Origin of the sequence: Halomonas sp. 113 (assembly GCF_904067645.1) — a bacterium.
GTDB lineage: Bacteria > Pseudomonadota > Gammaproteobacteria > Pseudomonadales > Halomonadaceae > Vreelandella > Vreelandella titanicae.
In genome coordinates this window covers 4,730,272-4,749,134 of sequence record NZ_LR881453.1, presented here as the reverse complement: position 1 = coordinate 4,749,134, position 18,863 = coordinate 4,730,272, and the positions used below count along the sequence as shown (strand labels likewise).

The 18,863-nt window shown below is 52.9% G+C and carries 14 protein-coding genes; 12 read left to right on the top strand and 2 right to left on the bottom strand.

Going from position 1 to position 18,863, the window contains the following annotated elements:
• Window positions 1–588 precede the first annotated feature (588 nt).
• From YERSI8AC_RS22135 to YERSI8AC_RS22100, 8 genes are all read left to right on the top strand, one after another.
• Entirely contained in the window at window positions 589–1,143 is a 555-nt protein-coding gene (locus YERSI8AC_RS22135; protein WP_082116840.1) for a TRAP transporter small permease, read from the top strand.
• A complete protein-coding gene (locus tag YERSI8AC_RS22130; RefSeq protein ID WP_041159080.1) occupies window positions 1,143–2,429 on the top strand; it encodes a TRAP transporter large permease in 1,287 nt (428 codons plus the stop codon). The genes YERSI8AC_RS22135 and YERSI8AC_RS22130 overlap by 1 nt, the downstream gene beginning before the upstream one ends.
• Window positions 2,430–2,648: 219 nt before the next feature.
• Window positions 2,649–3,665, top strand: a complete 1,017-nt coding sequence (gene dctP, locus YERSI8AC_RS22125) for a TRAP transporter substrate-binding protein DctP (protein WP_022521409.1) — start codon at window positions 2,649–2,651, stop codon at window positions 3,663–3,665.
• A 90-nt stretch (window positions 3,666–3,755) separates the two neighbouring features.
• The gene (locus tag YERSI8AC_RS22120) at window positions 3,756–4,685 is read left to right on the top strand and encodes an SMP-30/gluconolactonase/LRE family protein (protein ID WP_159177592.1); all 930 of its coding nucleotides are present in this window, start codon (window positions 3,756–3,758) and stop codon (window positions 4,683–4,685) included.
• Between the two features lie 459 nt (window positions 4,686–5,144).
• Window positions 5,145–6,023, top strand: a complete 879-nt coding sequence (locus tag YERSI8AC_RS22115; RefSeq protein WP_201304256.1) for an NAD(P)-dependent oxidoreductase — start codon at window positions 5,145–5,147, stop codon at window positions 6,021–6,023.
• Window positions 6,024–6,073: 50 nt separating this feature from the next.
• Complete coding sequence (locus tag YERSI8AC_RS22110) at window positions 6,074–7,042, top strand: TAXI family TRAP transporter solute-binding subunit (RefSeq protein WP_051430490.1); 969 nt, start codon at window positions 6,074–6,076, stop codon at window positions 7,040–7,042.
• Window positions 7,043–7,202: 160 nt separating this feature from the next.
• Window positions 7,203–9,068, top strand: a complete 1,866-nt coding sequence (locus tag YERSI8AC_RS22105; protein WP_159177591.1) for a TRAP transporter permease — start codon at window positions 7,203–7,205, stop codon at window positions 9,066–9,068.
• A gap of 30 nt (window positions 9,069–9,098) precedes the next feature.
• A complete protein-coding gene (locus YERSI8AC_RS22100; protein WP_201304255.1) occupies window positions 9,099–10,583 on the top strand; it encodes an aldehyde dehydrogenase in 1,485 nt (494 codons plus the stop codon).
• Between the two features lies 1 nt (window position 10,584).
• Here the strand turns inward: YERSI8AC_RS22100 and YERSI8AC_RS22095 are convergent, their stop codons facing one another.
• A complete protein-coding gene (locus tag YERSI8AC_RS22095) occupies window positions 10,585–11,340 on the bottom strand; it encodes a GntR family transcriptional regulator (RefSeq protein ID WP_201304254.1) in 756 nt (251 codons plus the stop codon).
• A gap of 95 nt (window positions 11,341–11,435) precedes the next feature.
• Between YERSI8AC_RS22095 and tcuA the strand changes: the two genes are divergently transcribed.
• Both tcuA and tcuB read left to right on the top strand, forming a co-directional pair.
• Window positions 11,436–12,860, top strand: a complete 1,425-nt coding sequence (tcuA, locus tag YERSI8AC_RS22090) for an FAD-dependent tricarballylate dehydrogenase TcuA (RefSeq protein WP_159177590.1) — start codon at window positions 11,436–11,438, stop codon at window positions 12,858–12,860.
• Complete coding sequence (gene tcuB / locus YERSI8AC_RS22085; protein ID WP_027958358.1) at window positions 12,847–13,956, top strand: tricarballylate utilization 4Fe-4S protein TcuB; 1,110 nt, start codon at window positions 12,847–12,849, stop codon at window positions 13,954–13,956. Before tcuA ends, tcuB begins: the two co-directional genes overlap by 14 nt.
• Window positions 13,957–14,298: 342 nt before the next feature.
• Here tcuB and YERSI8AC_RS22080 read toward each other — a convergent pair whose 3' ends face one another.
• Window positions 14,299–14,979 (bottom strand): IclR family transcriptional regulator, encoded by a 681-nt coding sequence (locus YERSI8AC_RS22080; RefSeq protein WP_159177589.1) that lies wholly within the window; start codon window positions 14,977–14,979, stop codon window positions 14,299–14,301.
• A gap of 201 nt (window positions 14,980–15,180) precedes the next feature.
• On the opposite strand from YERSI8AC_RS22080, the gene YERSI8AC_RS22075 reads away from it, so the two are divergent.
• Together YERSI8AC_RS22075 and YERSI8AC_RS22070 are read left to right on the top strand one after the other, a co-directional pair.
• Window positions 15,181–17,532: a cytochrome P450/oxidoreductase gene (locus YERSI8AC_RS22075; RefSeq protein ID WP_201304253.1), complete on the top strand. Its 2,352-nt coding sequence runs from the start codon at window positions 15,181–15,183 to the stop codon at window positions 17,530–17,532.
• A gap of 77 nt (window positions 17,533–17,609) precedes the next feature.
• Complete coding sequence (locus YERSI8AC_RS22070; RefSeq protein WP_159177588.1) at window positions 17,610–18,677, top strand: TRAP transporter substrate-binding protein; 1,068 nt, start codon at window positions 17,610–17,612, stop codon at window positions 18,675–18,677.
• Window positions 18,678–18,863: the final 186 nt, after the last annotated feature.

Here is an 18,863-nt window from a genome sequence, read left to right as displayed (position 1 = left end):
ACGACCAAACGACAAGCCGCGGTGATGATGGATATTTTAAAGGCACAACCACGGCCGTAGGGTGGCTCGTGAGTATTCGCTCAGTGTCTCCGAAGTCGATGGTGGGGTCGAAGAGAACCAGCGCAACATAGCGAATGGTTTCCGAGCATGCCCGAAGGATTTCCGTAAACAGTAGGAATCCGAGCGGCGGGAGCCAGGGAGACTCGAGGCCCTGCATACCGGAGCACGAAGCGTTCCATGCTCTTGTCGAAGTGGTTGACATGGATGCCTTCTTAGAGCCCATTATTACTACCAAAGTATACCGTGATGATTGAGGCCCTATGAGCTATCGTGTGCATTGTGGTATGCAGAAGTATTCAAAAGTATTCTTTTGCAGGTGTTAGCTTGATTAGCACTCTTAGTTTGTTTGGCCTGAGGACGACGGATGACCTCATGTGTAAAAACGTGGCCGAAGGGGCTGGTAAGAAGGTATTGGCGTGTGAACTACCTGCTGATGAGGTGACGTTTGCCGATGCGCCCGTAGTGATTATTAGACAGCCAAAACACGGCCTTTGAGTCGTTATTAACACTGGCGCACTGAGGTTTATCATGGCGACATTACAGGAACACAGAACCATGACAGGTCATATTGAACAACCCGGCCTGATAAGAGCGTTGGATAAGGTTTGTAGATGCCTGGAAAACGCTCTTATTTTTGTTGCCGGATCTATGATTATTTGCGCCATGGCAATTACGTTTGTCGATGTCGTAATGCGTTATATTTTCAACTCACCACTTAATTGGTTTTTTAACCTAATCACCATGTACCTTCTTCCAGGGTCTTATTTTCTGGCGTTCTCTTATGCGTTGAGAACGGGAAGCCACCTGAAGGTTGATTATTTCAAAAGCAAGCTGCCTTTAAAATTCACCAGCTTTTGCCTTTTGGTCTTCGGCCTCATCGCCACATTGATGTTTAGCTATATTGCTTATACCTATTCTTTAAGGGCATACAGTGCCTGGCAAGAGAACGAGATCGTTTATGGCGTTGTGAGCTGGGTTGTTTGGCCGTCTGAATTTATTATCGCTATCGGCTCCTTTGTTTTCTCGTTCAGGTTGTTAATAACAACAATAAATAACTATGTTTCTAAAGGGGGCGAGCTGTGATGGTCATTGCTTTATCTTTTCTCTTTCTGTTTTTTCTTTTGATAATAGGCATTCCGGTTGCAATCAGTCTTGCGATATCCGGTGCTTTGGGCATTTTTCTAACCAATGGGATAGATGTCCTGCTGGGGATCCTATCGGCTTCGCCAGGCTCTGCTCTGACGACCTACGAGCTGCTCACCATTCCGATGTTTATCCTCATGTCGGAATTTATGGGGGTCAGCGGTATCACCGGCTCCCTGTTTAGCGCCATTGCCAAGTGGACAGACAAGATACAGGGTGGCGTGGGGATTGCTGCTGTTGTCACAGGTGCTGCTTTTGGTGCAATTTCTGGTTCCAGTACAGCGGCTGCAGCCACGCTGGGGAAAATCAGCACGCCCGCCATGCAGGCTGAGGGGTATTCTCCGAAAATGGCTGGCAGTATTGCCGCTATTTCGGGCACTATTGCTATGCTGATTCCTCCCAGTGTCGCACTGATTTTCTATGGGCTGCTCAGCGGGGTTAGCATCAGTGACCTTCTGATTGCTGGCATAGTGCCTGGCATATTGGTGACGCTCACTATCGCCATTACCATCAAGATTCTGATCATCCGAAATCCAGTAGCCTCTAATAATAAGACCTATAGCTTCCGCGAAAAGCTGACAGCACTGAAGGTAGCTACCCCCTTTCTGATGCTGTTCAGTGTTGTTACGGGATTAATCTACACTGGCATTGCCACACCCGTTGAGTCCTCGGCTTTGGGTGCACTAGGCGCACTTTTGCTTGCTTTGAAATCAGGCAATCTCAATGCTGAAGCATTCAAAAATGCCGTTATAAATACGTGCTGCATTTCTGCCATGATCGGCCTTATTGTTGTTTGTGCACATGTTTTCGGTTACTTCATAACCATGACCGGCATCACCCGAAACTTAGTCAACTATGTGGGGCTGCTGGATGTTTCGCCATACCTTATCTTGTTCTTTTTGGTGATCCTCTATCTGGTTCTGGGGTTGTTTCTAGACCTGATCTCCATTTTGATTCTCACTATTCCTGTGGTTCTTCCGGTTGTTGTTTCGCTCGGATTCGACCCGATCTGGTTCGGTGTGATCGTCATTTTGTTGGCTGAGATAGGTATCGTCACGCCACCGGTCGGCATGAACGTCTTTGTGGTGGCGAAAGTGGCCAATGTGCCTGTCGAGGAGCTTTTCTCAGGCGTCATACCCTACATCGTCATGCTGCTTGGTTTGATCGCTTTGTTAATAGCATTTCCACAGATTGTGCTGTGGCTTCCATCAACGGCTATGTACTGACGCGTAATGTTGGTAACTAGTCTTCGCCAATTTGTAGGAGTTTGGGTCAACGATAGATAGGGTTCATCTATATAAAGGTGGGTTAAGGTTTAAGCTTGTTGTAAAAACGTTATACCTATCATCAATGCACCATGCATTATTGGAAGATTTTGTTTATCCCGCTGTATTGATTAATGACTGGCACAAAAACTGAAGAGCGATAAAAAAGGGAGTACCATCATGAATAACTATAAAAAGCACCTTCCACTGCTGTTGACGGGTGTTTTGGCATGCGGTTCAGTCTCCGCGGCAGAGGTTGAACCAGTGACATTGAAGTTTGCCGAATGGCTGCCCACCACTTCTTTTGCCATAGAGTATGGGGCCAACCCGTTTATGGAAAAGGTGGCGGAGCTCTCCGACGGACAGATACAGTTCGACTTTTATCCGGCAGAACAACTTGGGCGTGGTTCTGAATCTCTGACCTTGTTGCAGACAGGTGTGGCGGATATTGCCAACGTATCTCCGGCTTATATACCGGAAAAGCTCCCTTTGTCTGGCGTTGTTGAGCTACCGGAAATCGTAAAAAACTCCTGTAGCGCGGCGGATAGCTTCTATGAGATGGCCCAGCCAGGTGGGGCTATTTATGAAGCGGAGTTCAAGCGGCATCACATCCGCCCTCTTTGGGTGGGCAATATGGGGCGCTATCGAATACTGACCAACAACAGCGATATTTCGTCGCTCGATGACTTGAATGGTCTGCGAATGCGTACTGCCGGTGGACCTATGACACTCACCGCTGATGCTCTGGGTTCAAGCCCTGTCACAATGCAGGCTTCAGACGTACTAACATCACTCTCTCGCGGTACGCTGGATGGTGTGTATTACCCGCTTCGAGGCATCCTGGACTATGGCCTTGCACCAGCACTGGATCAATTAATTCCGAACTTCTCCGTCGCTAGCTTTGGTCTCACCTACTCGATTAGTGACCGAGTGTGGGAGCGCCTGTCACAGCAGCAACAGGATATTCTGGTAGAGGCAGGAAGGTACGCTATGCAAACCTACTGTGATTACGTGGATAACTCTGAACCCGAAATCATCCAGACACTTGAGGAGGAGTACGGTATTGCCCAAGTGCCCCTATCTGATAGCGATCTTGAACAAGCACACGCCAACCTTGAAGGCGTCTATGACCGCTGGGCAGAACCCTTGAAAGCGCGCGGCCTGCCAACTCAAGAGGTAATTGAAGGCATGCAGTAAGTGGTGTCGCCGGGCTCAGCAAATGGCCCGGCAGTTTTAGGCGGGTGTGCAGGGCTGCGGGAAAAGCAGGCAGTTCACAGGAGAGATGACATGAGCAGAACAAAATTGCAGGGCAAGGTGCTAGCCAGTGGACTGGCGTTTCCTGAAGGGCCGATTGCCATGGAAGATGGCAGCATATTAGTCGTGGAGATTCAAAGAGGCCGCTTGACGCGTGTCCTACCTGACGGCGAGCTACAGACCGTGGCGGAGGTGGGTGGGGGGCCAAATGGGGCGGCTCTCGGGCCGGATGGGCACTGTTATATCTGCAACAATGGTGGATTCAGTTGGCGTACTGACGATGGCTACAGCCGACCTATCGGCGCTGCATCCGATTATGACGGCGGTTCGATTCAAAGAGTCAACCTTGTCACCGGCTCTGTTGAGACGCTTTACACCCACTGCCAGGGCGTTCCGCTGCATGGCCCTAACGATATCGTTTTTGACGATCAGGGTGGTTTCTGGTTTACCGATTTTGGCAAGAAATTTGATGACCGCATCATGCTGGGTTACCTCTACTATGCCCGATGCGACGGTAGCTCGATTCGCCGCGCGGCAAAGCATCTGCTGACGCCCAATGGGGTTGGCCTGTCGCCAGATGGGCGTATGTTGTACGTCTCTGAAACCGAAACCAGTCGGCTTTGGCGTTATCCGATCACCGCGCCCGGTGAGCTGGGTCAGGAGCCTTGGCCATCTCCCAATGGCGGCAAGTTGGTTCACGGCCTGCCGGGCTATCAGCGCCTTGACTCTATGGCTTTGGAAGAGAGTGGTAACATTTGTGTCGCCACCCTGGTGGATGGGGGGATCAGTGTTTTTTCTCCGCAGGGGGATTTGCTGGAGTTTCATGAAGCCTCTGAAGGGTATTGCACTAATATCTGCTTTGGTGGATCGAACTTGCAGACTGCTTACATCACGCTATCAGGTTATGGTCAGCTGTTAGCTGTTCCTTGGCCGCGCTCTGGTTTGCGTTTACATCACCAATAACTTAATCAGAGAGATATGCGCTTGGAAGGTATTTAACTGAATGGATTTAGGAGGATATAAAAGAGATTAATAATTAGCCATGCTGTTTTTGGTTCTCCTGAGAGCTGCGTTAAAGAAATATTTAAATATATAACAATTATTATTGAAGGACAGCCAACCCTTGATCCCTACAGGGCTATTAGTGCTCAAAAAAGTGCCGCACACCTTGGCGGCTCACTTCTCATTGTCATTGCCACCAGAACATACACTCGGCCAGTAAATTGCGCCCGAGGGATAACTTTTTGTTCTGGTGCTGTTATGGCGCTCAGATAGTTCCCCCACAATTTGTGCAGCGGTTCGCTATCGGTTTTCATCATACATTGCGACCAAAGTATGTCGTGATAATTGCAGCTCTATGAGCTAGTTTGTGTATTATAGTATCCAACGGTATTCAAAAGTATTCTTATTGGAGGTGTTGGTTTGATTAGTACTATTGGTTTTATTGGCCTGGGGGCAATGGGTGAGCCCATGTGTAAAAACCTGGCCAAAGGGTCTGGTAAGAAGGTGTTGGCCTATGACCTTGCCTCTGAGCCGCTGGAGAGACTGGTTGCTGAGGGTGTGCAGAAGGGCGCAGACGCTCTGCAAGTCGCTCGCGAGAGTGATGTCCTCTTCCTGTCTTTGCCAAGTGGCAAGCATGTAAAAGACCTGATGCTAGGTGAGGACGGCATCGCTAGAGAGCTCAAACAAGGTGCTACCGTCGTCGATCTGAGCACAACCTCTGTCGAGGATGCTAGGTGGTTGGAGTGTGAGCTGCAGGCTTATAAGGTGAAATTTGCCGATGCGCCTGTAGCGCGTACCCGACAGGCTGCTGTCGATGGCAACTTGTGCGTCATGGTGGGTTGCTCCGAAACCATTTACGGAAATATTCAAGAGCTGCTGCAGAACATTGCATCAGACATCATCCATTGTGGGGATGTTGGGGCCGGCCAACTGGCCAAGATTCTGAATAATATGGTGCTCTTCGATACGGTGGCCAGCCTTTCCGAGGCATTGGTGATTTGTGAGAAAAGTGGCGCCGACCCTAAAAAGATTTTTGAAGCTATGTCGTTAGGATCCGCAGATAGCTTTGCCCTGCGCAACCATTGCATGAAATTCATGCTCGAAAATGATTTCCCAGAAAAAAAATTCCCTACCTCATATGCATTAAAAGACCTCAGCTATGCGCTGGAACTGGCAGAGAATTACGGCTTGACGTTGGGAATGGCAGAAAATACGAAGTCCCTATTTCAGAAAGCTATAAAGGAAGGATACGGAGAGCAGTACTTTCCGGTCATCGTCAATAGTATGCGCAATGACTGAGTTTAGTCTTTAACGGAAATTTAAATATATAACAATTACGAGAGGTGACTATGGCTTATACGAAGCAAGCATCCGTGCTGGCGGTGGTAATTTCCTTATGTGCAGCAGGCGTTGCCCATGCCGATACTCGATTGACGATTGGTTCTACATCCTCTTCGTCATCACATTATGGTTATTTCGTCGCCGTTTCGCAGATCATTAACGAGAATGTCGATGGTGTGCGCTCTTCCGTCATGGAGACGGGGGCAACCATTGATAACTTGAGAAGGATCAAACGTAATCAGGCCGATATGGGGTTAGTGACCACCAATGTTGCCTATGATGCCTATCACGGCGAGGGGGCGTTCGAGGGTAATGAAGTCCCCACTAATGTGCTATGGGTGTATGGCCCTTCGGCTCAGAATGTCGTAGTGAGAGCGGATGCTGGCCTGAACACTATTAGTGATCTGGAAGGTGTCAAATTCAACCCGGGTATTGTTGGATCGGGCACGGAAGCGACTGCCGAAGCGGTGTTTGATGTGATCGGTGTAACGCCTGACTATGTGCGTGGTTCCACAACCGACATGGTTAACCAGATCAAGGATAATCGTGTCAAAGGTTATGTGAAGAGCGGCAATGGCCGAATGCTGGATGCCTCCAGTATCGATATCGCCACTATGACCCCAGTTAATATTCTTGGCTTGAGCGATGAGCAGGCAGATGCCATTCGCCAGGAACTGCCTAGCTTGGGCATCATGAATATTGAAGAGAATGAGGCTGGTGATGGCTATCCGGCATATACCACCTGGGCGTATGGCAACACGGTAAGTTCAAGAGCTGACTTGGATGAAGAGGTTGCCTACAACATCGTTAAAGCTATCGTCGAGCATCAGGATGCTCAGGCGGCCGCTTTCTCAGTTTTAAAAGATGCAGATATCCCAGAGATGACAATTGAGCTTGCAACGACGCCTCTTCATCCCGGCGCTATTCGCTATTTTGAAGAGCAGGGATATGAAGTTCCTGAGCATCTTAAACCCTAAGTTGTGAAATAAAGAGTGGTCGTTTTTATGAAATAGAGCTGACTTGAGTGTTAGCTCTATTGCCTTCTGGCGTGAAGTTATCTTCATGGTGAGACTTATGTTAGAAGCTGTTGAATCGGAATCACAGCCTATAGAAAGCACATCATCCAGGCTTCCTGAGGTGATAAAAAAGCTGGTTGCATTCTCACTTGGCATGATGATCCTTTATACGGGGATCGCTGGTGCTTTTGATTCTCTTGTGCAGCGTTCGGTGATGCTGGCAAGTGTGATTTTATTGGCATTCATGGTGTATCCGCCAAGTATAAAAGGACGTTTTCTTTTCCTGGGGCGAGCCATTGATGGCTTGCTGTGCGTTTTTGCCATTGCCGCGTGCCTTTATGTGGCCTGGAATCAAAACCGCATCCTCACGCAGTTGCCCATCGCTGGGGTGGTGGATATCACCTTATGTGTGCTGCTGGTGATCACGGTACTGGAAATATGCCGACGCTCCGTCGGGATCGCGTTTCCATTGATGGTGTTGCTGTCACTGGCTTACGTCTTCTTTGGCGATCGATTGTCGGGTGATTTTGGACATCGTGGATATGGCGTTGAGTTAGTGGTCGAAACCCTTTTCCTGTCGGATTTGGGGTTATGGGGCATGCTGACGGGGATTGGCGCAACGGTCATTGCCTCTTTTGTGCTGTTTGGCGCTGTACTTATCCGTACTGGCGGCAGTCAGGTGTTTATGGATCTTGCCATGATCTTTGCGGCCAACCGGGTGGGCGGGGCCGCCAAGATGGCCACGGTAGCCTCGGCTGCCTTTGGCTCCGTCAATGGCAGCGCGGTCGCCAATGTCGCCACGACGGGCGCCATGACCATTCCGTTGATGAAGAAAATGGGCTACCCAGCAGCGCTGGCGGGGGCTGTAGAGGCGGTGGCTTCCACGGGAGGGCAACTGACACCGCCGATTCTTGGTGCAGCGGCCTTCATCATGGCTGAGACGTTGGGCATCAGCTATTTGTCGGTAGCGTTGGCGGCCCTGATTCCCGCGTTGATGTTTTATTCCAGCGTCTTTATGACCATTCACTTAATCGCCTTGAGAAAGGGGATCGGTGGGCTGCAGGGAGAGAGCGATGTGCCCAAACTGAGGGAAGCCATTAAGCTTTCCAAATCCGCACCGCTGCTAGTTGGGCTTGGGGTGTTGGTGGTGATGGTGTTAAGCGGTCGCTCGGTCGCTTTTTCCGCCTCCTTATCCATCGTGGGCATGCTGATCACCTATGCGTTGGCCGTCCTTGTCCGCGGGGAAGGTATCAAGCCGATCCTCGACACCTTCGTTGACTCGTGCGTGGATGCGGGTTACGGAATATTGATCATTATCACGATGCTGGTCAGCGCGCAGATCGTCGTCGCCATGATCAACATGACCGGCGTGGGCGTGACCATATCGTCCTTGGCCGTGGGGCTGGGTGGTGGCTACCTGTTTGGTGTCGCCTTTATCGTCGCACTGGCCTGCTTACTGTTGGGCATGGGCATTCCGACAACCGCCGCTTACGTACTGGTCGCGGCGGTCATGGCTCCCGCCCTGGTGTCCGCCGGCGTGGAGCCGATTGCCGCGCATATGTTCGTCTTCTATTTTGCGACCATTTCGGTGATTACCCCCCCGTTGTGTGTTGCCGTGTTCGTTGCTTCCTCGATTGCCGATACCCGCTGGGAAAGAACTGCGCTGCAGGCTGTACGCTTAGCAGCCGTCACCTACGTGATTCCGTTTCTGTTTATTACCTACCCAGGCGTTCTCTTTAACGGAGATGTGTCCCAGATATTGGAAGCGGTGCTGTCTGGCGCAGTGCTAGTGGTATCAGCGTCGATCGTACTCTCTGATATTTTTGAAAAAGACATGAAGAGGAAAATAGGCGCACTGCTGTGCATTGTATCAGCGGCTATGGCCATTATCCCTTCCCTTTATGCCCTGTTCGCGGGAGCGGTTGTACTGCTGTTTGTTCTAGCGTTCGTGAAGCCATTCTCCAGAAATGCTGCAACGTTAAACTAATACATATAACTAAATTGAAGGAATGATGTAATGGGTGAGATGAAGCGCTATCAACTTCGTATTGGCGATCAATGGTGTGATGCGGCAGATGGAAAAGTGCTGGAATCGATCAATCCGCTTAACCAGCAGGCATGGGCATTGATCCCTCAGGCAACTGCTTCTGATGTTGACGCCGCGGTGCAAGCTGCACGACATGCCTTTGAAACCGAATGGCGGTCTACAAATGGCCTACAACGCGCTGCGCTAATGCACGAATTGGCTAATCTGCTCGAATCCGACACCGAGCGCATGGCCCAACTTGAGACCACCGACAACGGCAAGGTAATCCGCGAGACACGGGTGCAGATGCGTTTTGCGGCTCGCAACTACCGCTACTTTGCTGGCTGGGCGGACAAGCTCCAAGGCGAGAGCATTCCGCTAGACTGCCCTGAGCTGGTTGATTTCACTACTCGCGAGCCGCGCGGCGTGGCAGCCTTGATCACCTCTTGGAACTCGCCGATAGCGATCCTCGCCAACAAGCTTGCACCGGCCTTGGCGGCGGGTTGCACCGTTGTAATTAAGCCCTCAGAGATGGCGAGCGTGACCACCCTGGCTTTCGCTGAGCTGTGCGAAAGAGCTGGCTTTCCTCCTGGCGTGATTAACGTGGTGACCGGTGACGGTAGCGTCGGTGCGGCACTCACCGGGCACCCTGATGTCGACCTGATCAGTTTCACCGGCGGTACCGCTACAGGCAAGGCGATTTCTCGGGCCGCCGCCGAACATCTAACACCGGTGACCCTTGAACTGGGAGGTAAGTCGGCCAACATTGTATTTGCCGATGCTGATCTTGAGCAGGCTGTGACCGGAGCCGTGGCGGGGATCTTTGCCGCCGCCGGTCAGACCTGTATTGCTGGCTCGCGACTGCTGGTGCAGCGGGACATCTACGATCAGGTGGTGGCGCAGGTTTGTGAACGCGCCCGGGCGATTCGTATTGGTGACCCTCGCGATGAGAACACTGAGATGGGCCCGATGGCGACCCAGGGGCAGCATCAACGAGTACTTGACTTCATCGAACGTGCCCGCACTCAGGGTGCTAAGTTGGCGGCGGGCGGTAGGGTGCCGCAGGGCGACGTATATGGTCGCGGCTATTTCGTCGAGCCGACGGTATTCTCTGATGTGGCGCCGGACTCCGAACTGGCTCAAGAAGAAGTGTTTGGGCCAGTGTTAGCGATTATTCCCTTTGATACGGAGGAGCAGGCTATCGCCATCGCTAACGGCACCGCTTACGGGTTAGTCGCCGGGCTATGGACGCAAAATTTGGCAAGAGCGCATCGCGTTGCCAGACAACTTCAGGTTGGTGGGGTATGGGTCAATACCTATCGCACAAATGCTGCACAAGCACCATTCGGCGGGGTCAAGGCCAGTGGTAGTGGCCGTGAGCGCGGAATGCACGCTTTAGATGAGTACCTTGAGATTAAAAACCTGATGATCGACTTATCTAACGAAGCCCGCGATCCTTTTGCGATTCGTACTTGATTCAGTCGCCATCACTCTCAAAAAAGGCCTCTAGGCGGATCTTGTAAGCCTCGCGGATATGGCTCCGTGCCACTTTTTCTGCGGCTTCTGGATCACGTGCTTCAAGCGCGTTAATGATGGCTTCGTGCTCACTACGCGCGGCTTTTGCACGGCTTGGTTTAGCTAACGTGCTAGGCCCGAGCAACATCATTGCTTCGTGTAGTGAGTTCAGCATTTTAAGCAGATAGCGGTTGTGAGCGCAGCGGTAGAGGGTGCTATGAAACAGTTTATTGTTCTTAACTAGATCATGAGTCTCCTTTAGCCGTGCGTCGCGATCGCTAATTTCGCGCAGAAAAGCGATTTCAACCTCTGAAGCGTGCTGTGCGGCAAAGCCCGCAGCCGTTCCCTCTAGCATCTCGCGCATAGCATATAGCTCGCTAATCATGCTGTGGTCGAGTTCGGTGATGATGGTGCCGCGGATCGGGTCATTAGCGACCAACCCTTCAAGCTGTAAACGATTAAGCGCTTCGCGTACAGGCGTACGACTTAAGCCTATGCGCTCAGATAAGTCGACTTCACGAATCCTTGTTCCTGGGGGCAGGGTGCCTTCCTTAATAGCGTCGATGATGTAGCTGTAGGCCTGTTCACTGCGCGGTTCGCCGCGCTGATTGGCTGCCTGGTTGGCGTGCTTGCGTGGTTTGGATTCAGTCATGGCGACCAGCCTCAAGTTGCGGGTTAGACGAATGGCCATGATATGACAATGAACAATACTTGTCATTTTGAACACTGTTGGATACATTTGTATTTATTAGAATTTGGTGAGAGTTTTTACCGTCACCATCTCTTCTTGTTAGTCATCATGAGGGAGTTCCAATGTTGTCATCGACTGGAGAGCGGCTCAGTGAGGCCGATCTGACTGGCCATGACGTGCTGGTGATTGGTGGAGGTAATGCTGCGTTGTGTGCCGCTTTATCGGCGCGTGAGCAGGGTGCCAGCGTGCTATTACTGGAGAGTGCTCCACGTCAATGGCGCGGTGGAAACAGTATTCACACCCGTAACTTGCGTTGCATGCATCGTGAGCCCACCGATGTGCTGAGTGACGCCTACCTTGAGGATGAGTTCTTCGATGACGTTTGGCGTGTTACCGGCGGCATCACCAACGAAGTGTTGACGAAGCATGTGATTCGAGCCTCAGAAACCTGCACCGATTGGATGAAAAGCTACGGTGTGCGCTTTCAACCATCGCTGGGTGGCACTCTGCACCTGGGGCGAACCAACGCCTTTTTCCTGGGGGGCGGCAAAGCACTCGTCAATACCTACTACCAGGCAGCTGAGCGACTTGGGGTGACAATCCTCTATGAGGCTGAAGCTGAACAGTTGGTCTTTGATGACAACCGCTTTGACCATGCGTTGGTGACTTACAATGGCTCACCACGCAAGGTGAGTGCTAAGTCAGTGGTGATTGCCTCGGGCGGCTTCGAGTCCAACCAAGCGTGGTTGGAGGAAGCATGGGGAGAGGTCTCCCGTAACTTCCTGATCCGTGGTACTCGCTTCAACCAGGGTAAGATGCTGCGCAGCCTGATTGATAACAGCGCCATGGTGATTGGGGATCCAACGCAAGGTCACGCGGTAGCTATCGATGCACGCGCGCCCAAGTACGATGGCGGTATCGTCACCCGTGTCGACTGTGTATCCCTGGGGATTGTGGTTAACCGCGATGGCAAGCGCTTCTATGACGAAGGCGAAGACTTCTGGCCCAAGCGTTATGCCATCTGGGGACGGCTGATCGCCAAACAGCCGGGGCAGGTGGGTTATTCGATTACCGACTCCAAGGCGCAGGGGCGCTTTATGCCTTCAGTTTTTCCCCCTGAGCAGGCCGATACGCTTGAGGAGTTGGCACTTAAGCTCGATCTGCCGGTTGACGCCGTACTCAAAACTATCGATGAATTCAATGCTGGCGTACAGCCTGGCAACTTCGATCACAGTGTGCTCGACGATTGCCATACACAGGGTGTTACACCCGAAAAGACCCATTGGGCGCAGCGTATCGACGAGCCTCCGTTCTACGGCTACCCACTTCGTACCGGCATTACCTTCACCTACTTAGGCGCTAAAGTCGATGAAAAAGCGCGTATGTACATGGCTAACGGCGAGTTGGCGGACAATGTTTTCCTAGCCGGTGAGATCATGGCCGGTAATATTTTAGGCCAGGGCTATGTTGCTGGCTTTGGTATGACCATCGGCACCGTATTTGGTCGCATCGCAGGCACAGAGGCAGGCAATTATGCAAAAGATTGATGCACTAATCGAAGAAACCCGCAACAACATGACGATCTGCAATGCCTGTCGGTATTGTGAAGGGTTCTGCCCGGTATTTCCGGCCATGGAGCGGCGTCGTACGTTCACTCCCGAGGATCTTAAGTATCTGGCCAACCTATGTCACAACTGCGGTGAGTGCTACTACGCTTGCCAGTACGCTCCGCCCCATGAGTTTGCCGTTAACGTACCGCAGTCAATGGCCAAGCTTCGTGTCGAGTCTTATCGACAGTATGCTTGGCCACAGCCATTGGCCCGTCTGTTTGACCGCAGTGGCTTGCTTGCCGCCTTGGCACTGGCGGTAGGGTTGACGCTCATCCTGTTGATTGCCATTGCGCTAAATGGTGATCTGTCGGCACTGGTCACCACACAGCATAGTGGCGACTTCTACGCGCTATTGCCACATAACACCATGGCGGTGACCTTTGGCTCGGTGTCGTTGTTTGTGCTACTAGCGTTGATCATGGGGATGGTGCGCTTTTGGCGCGAAAGCGGCGAGGGCGTAACTGGGCTTGGCGATGCCGAAAGCTGGCGGCAGGCACTTAAAGAGACTTTTTCACTCCAGCATCTGCACGGTCAGGAAGAGGCTGGCTGCACTTACCCAGATGCCTATCATTCGCACTGGCGGCGGCGCTTCCACCATTTTACCTTTTACGGGTTCATGCTTAGCTTCGCAGCGACCGTGACCGGCACCATCTATCACTATGTGTTTGGCTGGCAGGCTCCCTACGATTTTATCAGTCTTCCCAAACTGTTCGGTACCTTGGGCGGCATCGGCCTTTTGATAGGTCCGGCGGGGCTTTTGTACCTCAAGCTGGTGCGTGATCAGGACACTGCTGATGTGCGCCAGATGGGAATGGATGTGGCTTTCATAGTGCTGCTGTGGCTGACCGGCTTAACAGGCCTGTCCCTAATGCTGCTACGTGAGACCTCAGCCATGGGGGTTATGCTGGTGGTCCATTTAGGCGTGGTTATGGCACTTTTCATTACCATGCCCTATGGCAAGTTCGTGCACGGTTTCTATCGCTTATTGGCGGTCTATCGTAACGCCCTGGAGCGCAATCGCCTTGACCAATAAGCTTCTCTCCAGAGGCAGCACCCGCACGCCAGCCGACATAATATTGTCTGTAGGCCTCTACCAGGTGTCACCTTACCGATTATCAAGCGGCCGTGAATCAACTTATGACTAAATTAGCCATGAGAGGTTGCCCTCTCATGGTTGTTACGACGAAGACGCTGAGCGGCACGGAAAGCGTCAATGAGGAATTGTAGCCCTAGCGCGGCGAAGCCGATCGGTAGGAGTACTGACGTTAAGCTTGCTGGCTACGCTTGTTTCACGAAGGTATTCGTTTGCCTGGTAATGGCCATTTAGAATCAGCTGGAGTCCTGAGAGGCACCTCAAAGGTCTTATTAATCCAGGTTATCGAGCGATCAGTTCGGCAATTCGCTGGGCAGCTGCTTTTACTTCCGTGATAGCGGTCTCTTTATCTAGATCCTCCATGGCCACCACGCCCACACAGGCCTCAATGGTAGGGCGAAACGATGTGGGCGAGATAGCGCTGGCCACGCCTACTGCCCCGCGTTGTAGCTGCCCATGAGTCAGGCTGTAGCCGTCGAGTCGTGCCTGCTTTATCGCCTCACCTTCTTCCGGGTGAGAGGGCCGTTCGGCAAGGATGGCAATACCGGCAGCGCCCAACGTCAACGGATGGCGGCTACCCACTCGGTAGCCGATTTGCAGAGGCATTTCTCCTGACTCTGCCACCATTAACACAACGCATTCCTCCCCCTGAGCGACAGAGATGAAAGCGGTGGCGCGGGTGGCTCTGGCTAGTGCTTGCAAGAGTGGCTGGGCAATAGCGCGTAGATGAGGTTCAAAGCGAGACGCAAGCAGTGCCGTACCAGCACCCAGGCGAATGGGGCCTTCGGGGGTGCGCGTAATCAGCCCATGGCTGGCCAGAGTGGTCACGATGCGGTAGGCAATGGCTCGATGAATATCGAGGCGTTCAGCTAGATCGGCAATGGAAATGCCATCGCTATGCTCGGAGACAATTTCCAGTGCCTTGAGTCCGCGATCAAGCGTTTGCAACGTGTTGTTAGCCATAGAAAGCACCTCGGTATTAGGGTTCGGTAAGTGGGCGCGATAACAGGACTCAATAGTTAGCCAAGCGATACAGACTAACGCAGCTACGCTGAGGAGTTGACTCGCCGACAGAAACTGCCTACCTTCATTGTGCATTAAAAGAAACTAAGTGTTCGATAAAAGTAAAACAAATACGAGCCACTTAATTTTACGGAGCCCTTCATGGCATCAGTGTCTCACCGTTCTGGTAGTGCATCAGGCGAGTGCCCTTTTCAACCATCACAGGCGTCCGTGGCATTATCGCCTACCGGTTGCCCAGTCTCCCCTGAAGCGGCCGAATTCGATCCCTTCGATGCGCCTTATCAGCTTGACCCCGCTGAGGCGCTGCGTTGGTTCCGCGAACAGGAGCCGGTGTTCTACAGTCCCAAACTCGACTACTGGGTCGTGAGCCGCTATGAAGATGTAAAGGCGGTTTTCCGTGACAACGTCACCTTCTCGCCCTCTATCGCGTTGGAGAAACTAACCCCCGCACCGCCCGAGGCGACGAAAATTCTCGAGGGCTACGGTTTCGCAATGCGTCGTACCATGGTCAACGAGGATGAACCGGATCACATGGAACGCCGCCGCCTCCTGATGGATGCCTTCCTGCCCGAGAACCTTGAGAAGCACGAAGCGTGGGTACGTGAGTTGGTGCGTGACTATATGGATCGCTTCATCGACAAGGGGCATGCAGATCTGGTGGGCGAGATGTTTCGGGAAATTCCCATGACCGTCGCACTGCGCTTCCTGGGTGTTCCCAATGAAGATGCCAAGGAGCTTCGCAAGTTCTCGGTTGCCCACACGCTGAATACCTGGGGCCGCCCATCCCCGGAGCAGCAACTGCAGATTGCCGAGGATGTGGGCCAGTTCTGGCAAACCGCACAAACTATCCTCGACCGCATGTGTGCCGATCCCAGCGGCGAGGGGTGGATGTACGACTCTATCCGCATGCACAACAGGCATCCTGACATTGTGCCGGAGAGCTATTTGCGCTCGATGATGATGGCCATTCTGGTGGCTGCCCATGAGACCACCGCGTTCGCCACCACCAATGCCTTTCGTACTCTGCTATCGAACCGGGAGTCATGGAACGACATCTGCGAGAACCCTGCTTTGATCCCCAGCGCCATCGAGGAGTGCCTGCGCGCCGCCGGTTCGGTCGTGGCCTGGCGACGTATCGCGACCGAAGACACCCAGTTAAGGGGCAAGACGATTCCGAAGGGGGGTAAGCTGTTAATCGTGCAGGCGTCGGCCAACCGCGATCCGAGACACTTTGAAAATCCTGACGAGTTTGATATCTACCGCCATAACTCAGCGGAGCACTTCACTTTCGGCTACGGTGCGCACCAGTGCATGGGGAAGAACATCGCCCGCATGGAGATGCGCATCATCCTTGATGAATTTGTCCGTCGGTTACCCCATATAGAGCTGGTCGAGGACCAATCGTTTGAGTATCTGCCCAACACCTCTTTCCGTGGGCCCACGTCGCTATGGGTGGAGTGGGAGCCTGCGCAGAATCCTGAACGGCGACACCACGATGTGTTGGAGAACCCTACGCTTTTCCATATTGGCGCACCTATCAAGGAGGATATCGTGCGTCGGGTCGTGGTCGCCGAGGTGAAACGTGAAGCTGAGGCGGTGATCTGTGTTGGTTTGGTGGATCCCCATGGGCGTGAGTTACCCGACTGGACCCCCGGTTCGCATATAGAGCTGGTATCGGGAGAGTGGCGCCGCTACTACTCACTGTGCGGGACACGCGATGACCGTAACCGTCTTTCCATCGCCATCCTACGAGAACCCGAGGGGCGCGGCGGCTCGGTGCACTTCCACGACACGGTCAAGCCGGGGGATGTACTGCATATCGCTGGTCCCAAGAACCATTTCCACCTGGACGAGACGGCAACGCGCTATACCCTGATAGCCGGTGGTATTGGCATCACGCCGATTATTGCCATGGCGGATCGACTCAAGGCTCTCGGCAAGCCCTATGTACTCCACTACTGCGGTGCCGGACGGCGAACCATGGCCTTTTTGGAGAGAGTCGAACGTGACCATAGCGCCGCGCTAACCCTCCATGCCGGTGATGAAGGGTGTCGCCTTAATCTACCGAGTGCACTTAGCAGCCTAGCCGAAGGTGAACAGGTCTACGCCTGCGGCCCTGAGCGCCTGCTGGAGGCGCTTGGGTCGCTGGCGGAGAAGTGGCCCGAGGGTACCTTGCACGTTGAGCACTTCACCGCTCGCTCCAACATCCTCGATCCTGAGAACGAGCACGCCTTCGAAGTAGTGCTGGCGGACTCCGACCTGACGCTGCAGGTCGGTAACCACCAGACCCTGCTTGAGGCGCTAACCTCGGCGGGGGTGGATGTACCGAGCGACTGCTGCGAAGGCCTGTGTGGTACCTGCGAAGTGGCTGTGATCGAGGGGCATATCGATCACCGAGACCTAGTGCTCAGCCGTACTGAGCGCGACGCCAATGATCGCATGATGGCCTGCTGCTCGCGGGCAGCGGGCAAGCGCCTGACTCTGGCGCTCTAAACGCTAACACCCTTAAAAGAACCTCTGTTTTACACTGGCACCATCGGGTACATGAACCATCAAAAAGGATAATCACAATGAAAAAAATGGCGACTTTGACCACCTTTTCAGCCCTGATGCTCTTGAGCTCTTTTCAAGGCGCGGCAGCGGCCGATACCGTGCTTCAAGTGAGTACCTGGGCGGGCCCTAACCACGGCGTTAATACCATCGTCTGGCCCACATGGGGGAAATGGGTTGAAGAGGCGACCGATGGTCGCGTCAGTGTCAATGTGACCCACGACCTTGGGCCGCCTAACGCGCAAATGGAGTTGGTGGCAGACGGTGTCGCCGATGTCACCTGGCTCTTCCACGGTTTAATGCCAGGGCGCTTTGAGCTGACCAAACTACCGGAATTCCCCACCTTTGAAGACTTTTCATCAGAAAATGCCTCCGTGGCTTACTGGCGTACTCACCAAGAATACCTAAGCGATGCCGGAGAGCATCGCGGCGTAGAAGTCCTGGGGTTGGGAGTGCATGGCCCTGGGGCGCTCTTCCTGGCTGAACCGATCGAAAGCCTTGACGATTTGCAAGGTAGACGGGCGCGCATAGGGGGCGGCGTGATGGCGGATATTTCCAATGCGCTAAGCCTCACTGGGGTCGCACTGCCGCCAGGTGGAACATACGAGGCCGCCACGCAAGGGGTGATCGACGGTGCAATGCTAACCCTTGAGGGACTTAAGAGCTTTCGATTAGCCGAGGTATTGCCCTACACGGTACAAATGCCGGGCGGCTTCTATCGTGGCAGCTTTTCCCTGGTCATCAATCCTGATACCTGGCAGTCGCTTTCCGAGCAAGACCGTAACGCCATTATGGATGTCTCAGGCGAAAAGCTGTCCCGTCTGTTTGGTTTCATGATGGATACCGTCGATGTGCGTGGCGTTGAGTTTGCCAAGGAGGAGGGCAACACCTTTATCGAGTTGCCTGCTGAAGAGGTCGAAAACTTTATGCAATTGGCGGCTAACCTTCCCAGCGACTGGTTTGAAGTGGCAGCTGCGAAAGATGTTGATGGAGAGGCTGCCCGCGCATTCTTTCTCGAACAATTGCAGGTTGTCGCAGGCGACGATGAAGGCCTGAGCGCTGACGATGTGGTTGATCCTGACGCCTAAACTACGTGTTTTTAATGTGCTAACTCGTATTCAGTCAATGCTGCCTCGCTTAGAGAAAGAGATATTGGCAAAAACTTATCGGAATGAGGGAATCTTGATCTAGGCAGTAATAGGCTTTTGGTGCGTATAGCGTTTCTGAGGAGCTGTATTGCTCATAAGCGAACTCGTTGAGTTCGCTTATTATGC

Coding starts and splice junctions, on each gene's coding strand:
- YERSI8AC_RS22135 (WP_082116840.1), top strand. CDS start 589: ATGGCGACATTACAGGAACACAGAACCATGACAGGTCATATTGAACAA.
- YERSI8AC_RS22080 (WP_159177589.1), bottom strand. CDS start 14,979: ATGGCTAACAACACGTTGCAAACGCTTGATCGCGGACTCAAGGCACTG.
- YERSI8AC_RS22110 (WP_051430490.1), top strand. CDS start 6,074: ATGGCTTATACGAAGCAAGCATCCGTGCTGGCGGTGGTAATTTCCTTA.
- tcuA (WP_159177590.1), top strand. CDS start 11,436: ATGTTGTCATCGACTGGAGAGCGGCTCAGTGAGGCCGATCTGACTGGC.
- YERSI8AC_RS22130 (WP_041159080.1), top strand. CDS start 1,143: ATGGTCATTGCTTTATCTTTTCTCTTTCTGTTTTTTCTTTTGATAATA.
- YERSI8AC_RS22075 (WP_201304253.1), top strand. CDS start 15,181: ATGGCATCAGTGTCTCACCGTTCTGGTAGTGCATCAGGCGAGTGCCCT.
- YERSI8AC_RS22120 (WP_159177592.1), top strand. CDS start 3,756: ATGAGCAGAACAAAATTGCAGGGCAAGGTGCTAGCCAGTGGACTGGCG.
- YERSI8AC_RS22095 (WP_201304254.1), bottom strand. CDS start 11,340: ATGACAAGTATTGTTCATTGTCATATCATGGCCATTCGTCTAACCCGC.
- tcuB (WP_027958358.1), top strand. CDS start 12,847: ATGCAAAAGATTGATGCACTAATCGAAGAAACCCGCAACAACATGACG.
- YERSI8AC_RS22070 (WP_159177588.1), top strand. CDS start 17,610: ATGAAAAAAATGGCGACTTTGACCACCTTTTCAGCCCTGATGCTCTTG.
- dctP (WP_022521409.1), top strand. CDS start 2,649: ATGAATAACTATAAAAAGCACCTTCCACTGCTGTTGACGGGTGTTTTG.
- YERSI8AC_RS22100 (WP_201304255.1), top strand. CDS start 9,099: ATGGGTGAGATGAAGCGCTATCAACTTCGTATTGGCGATCAATGGTGT.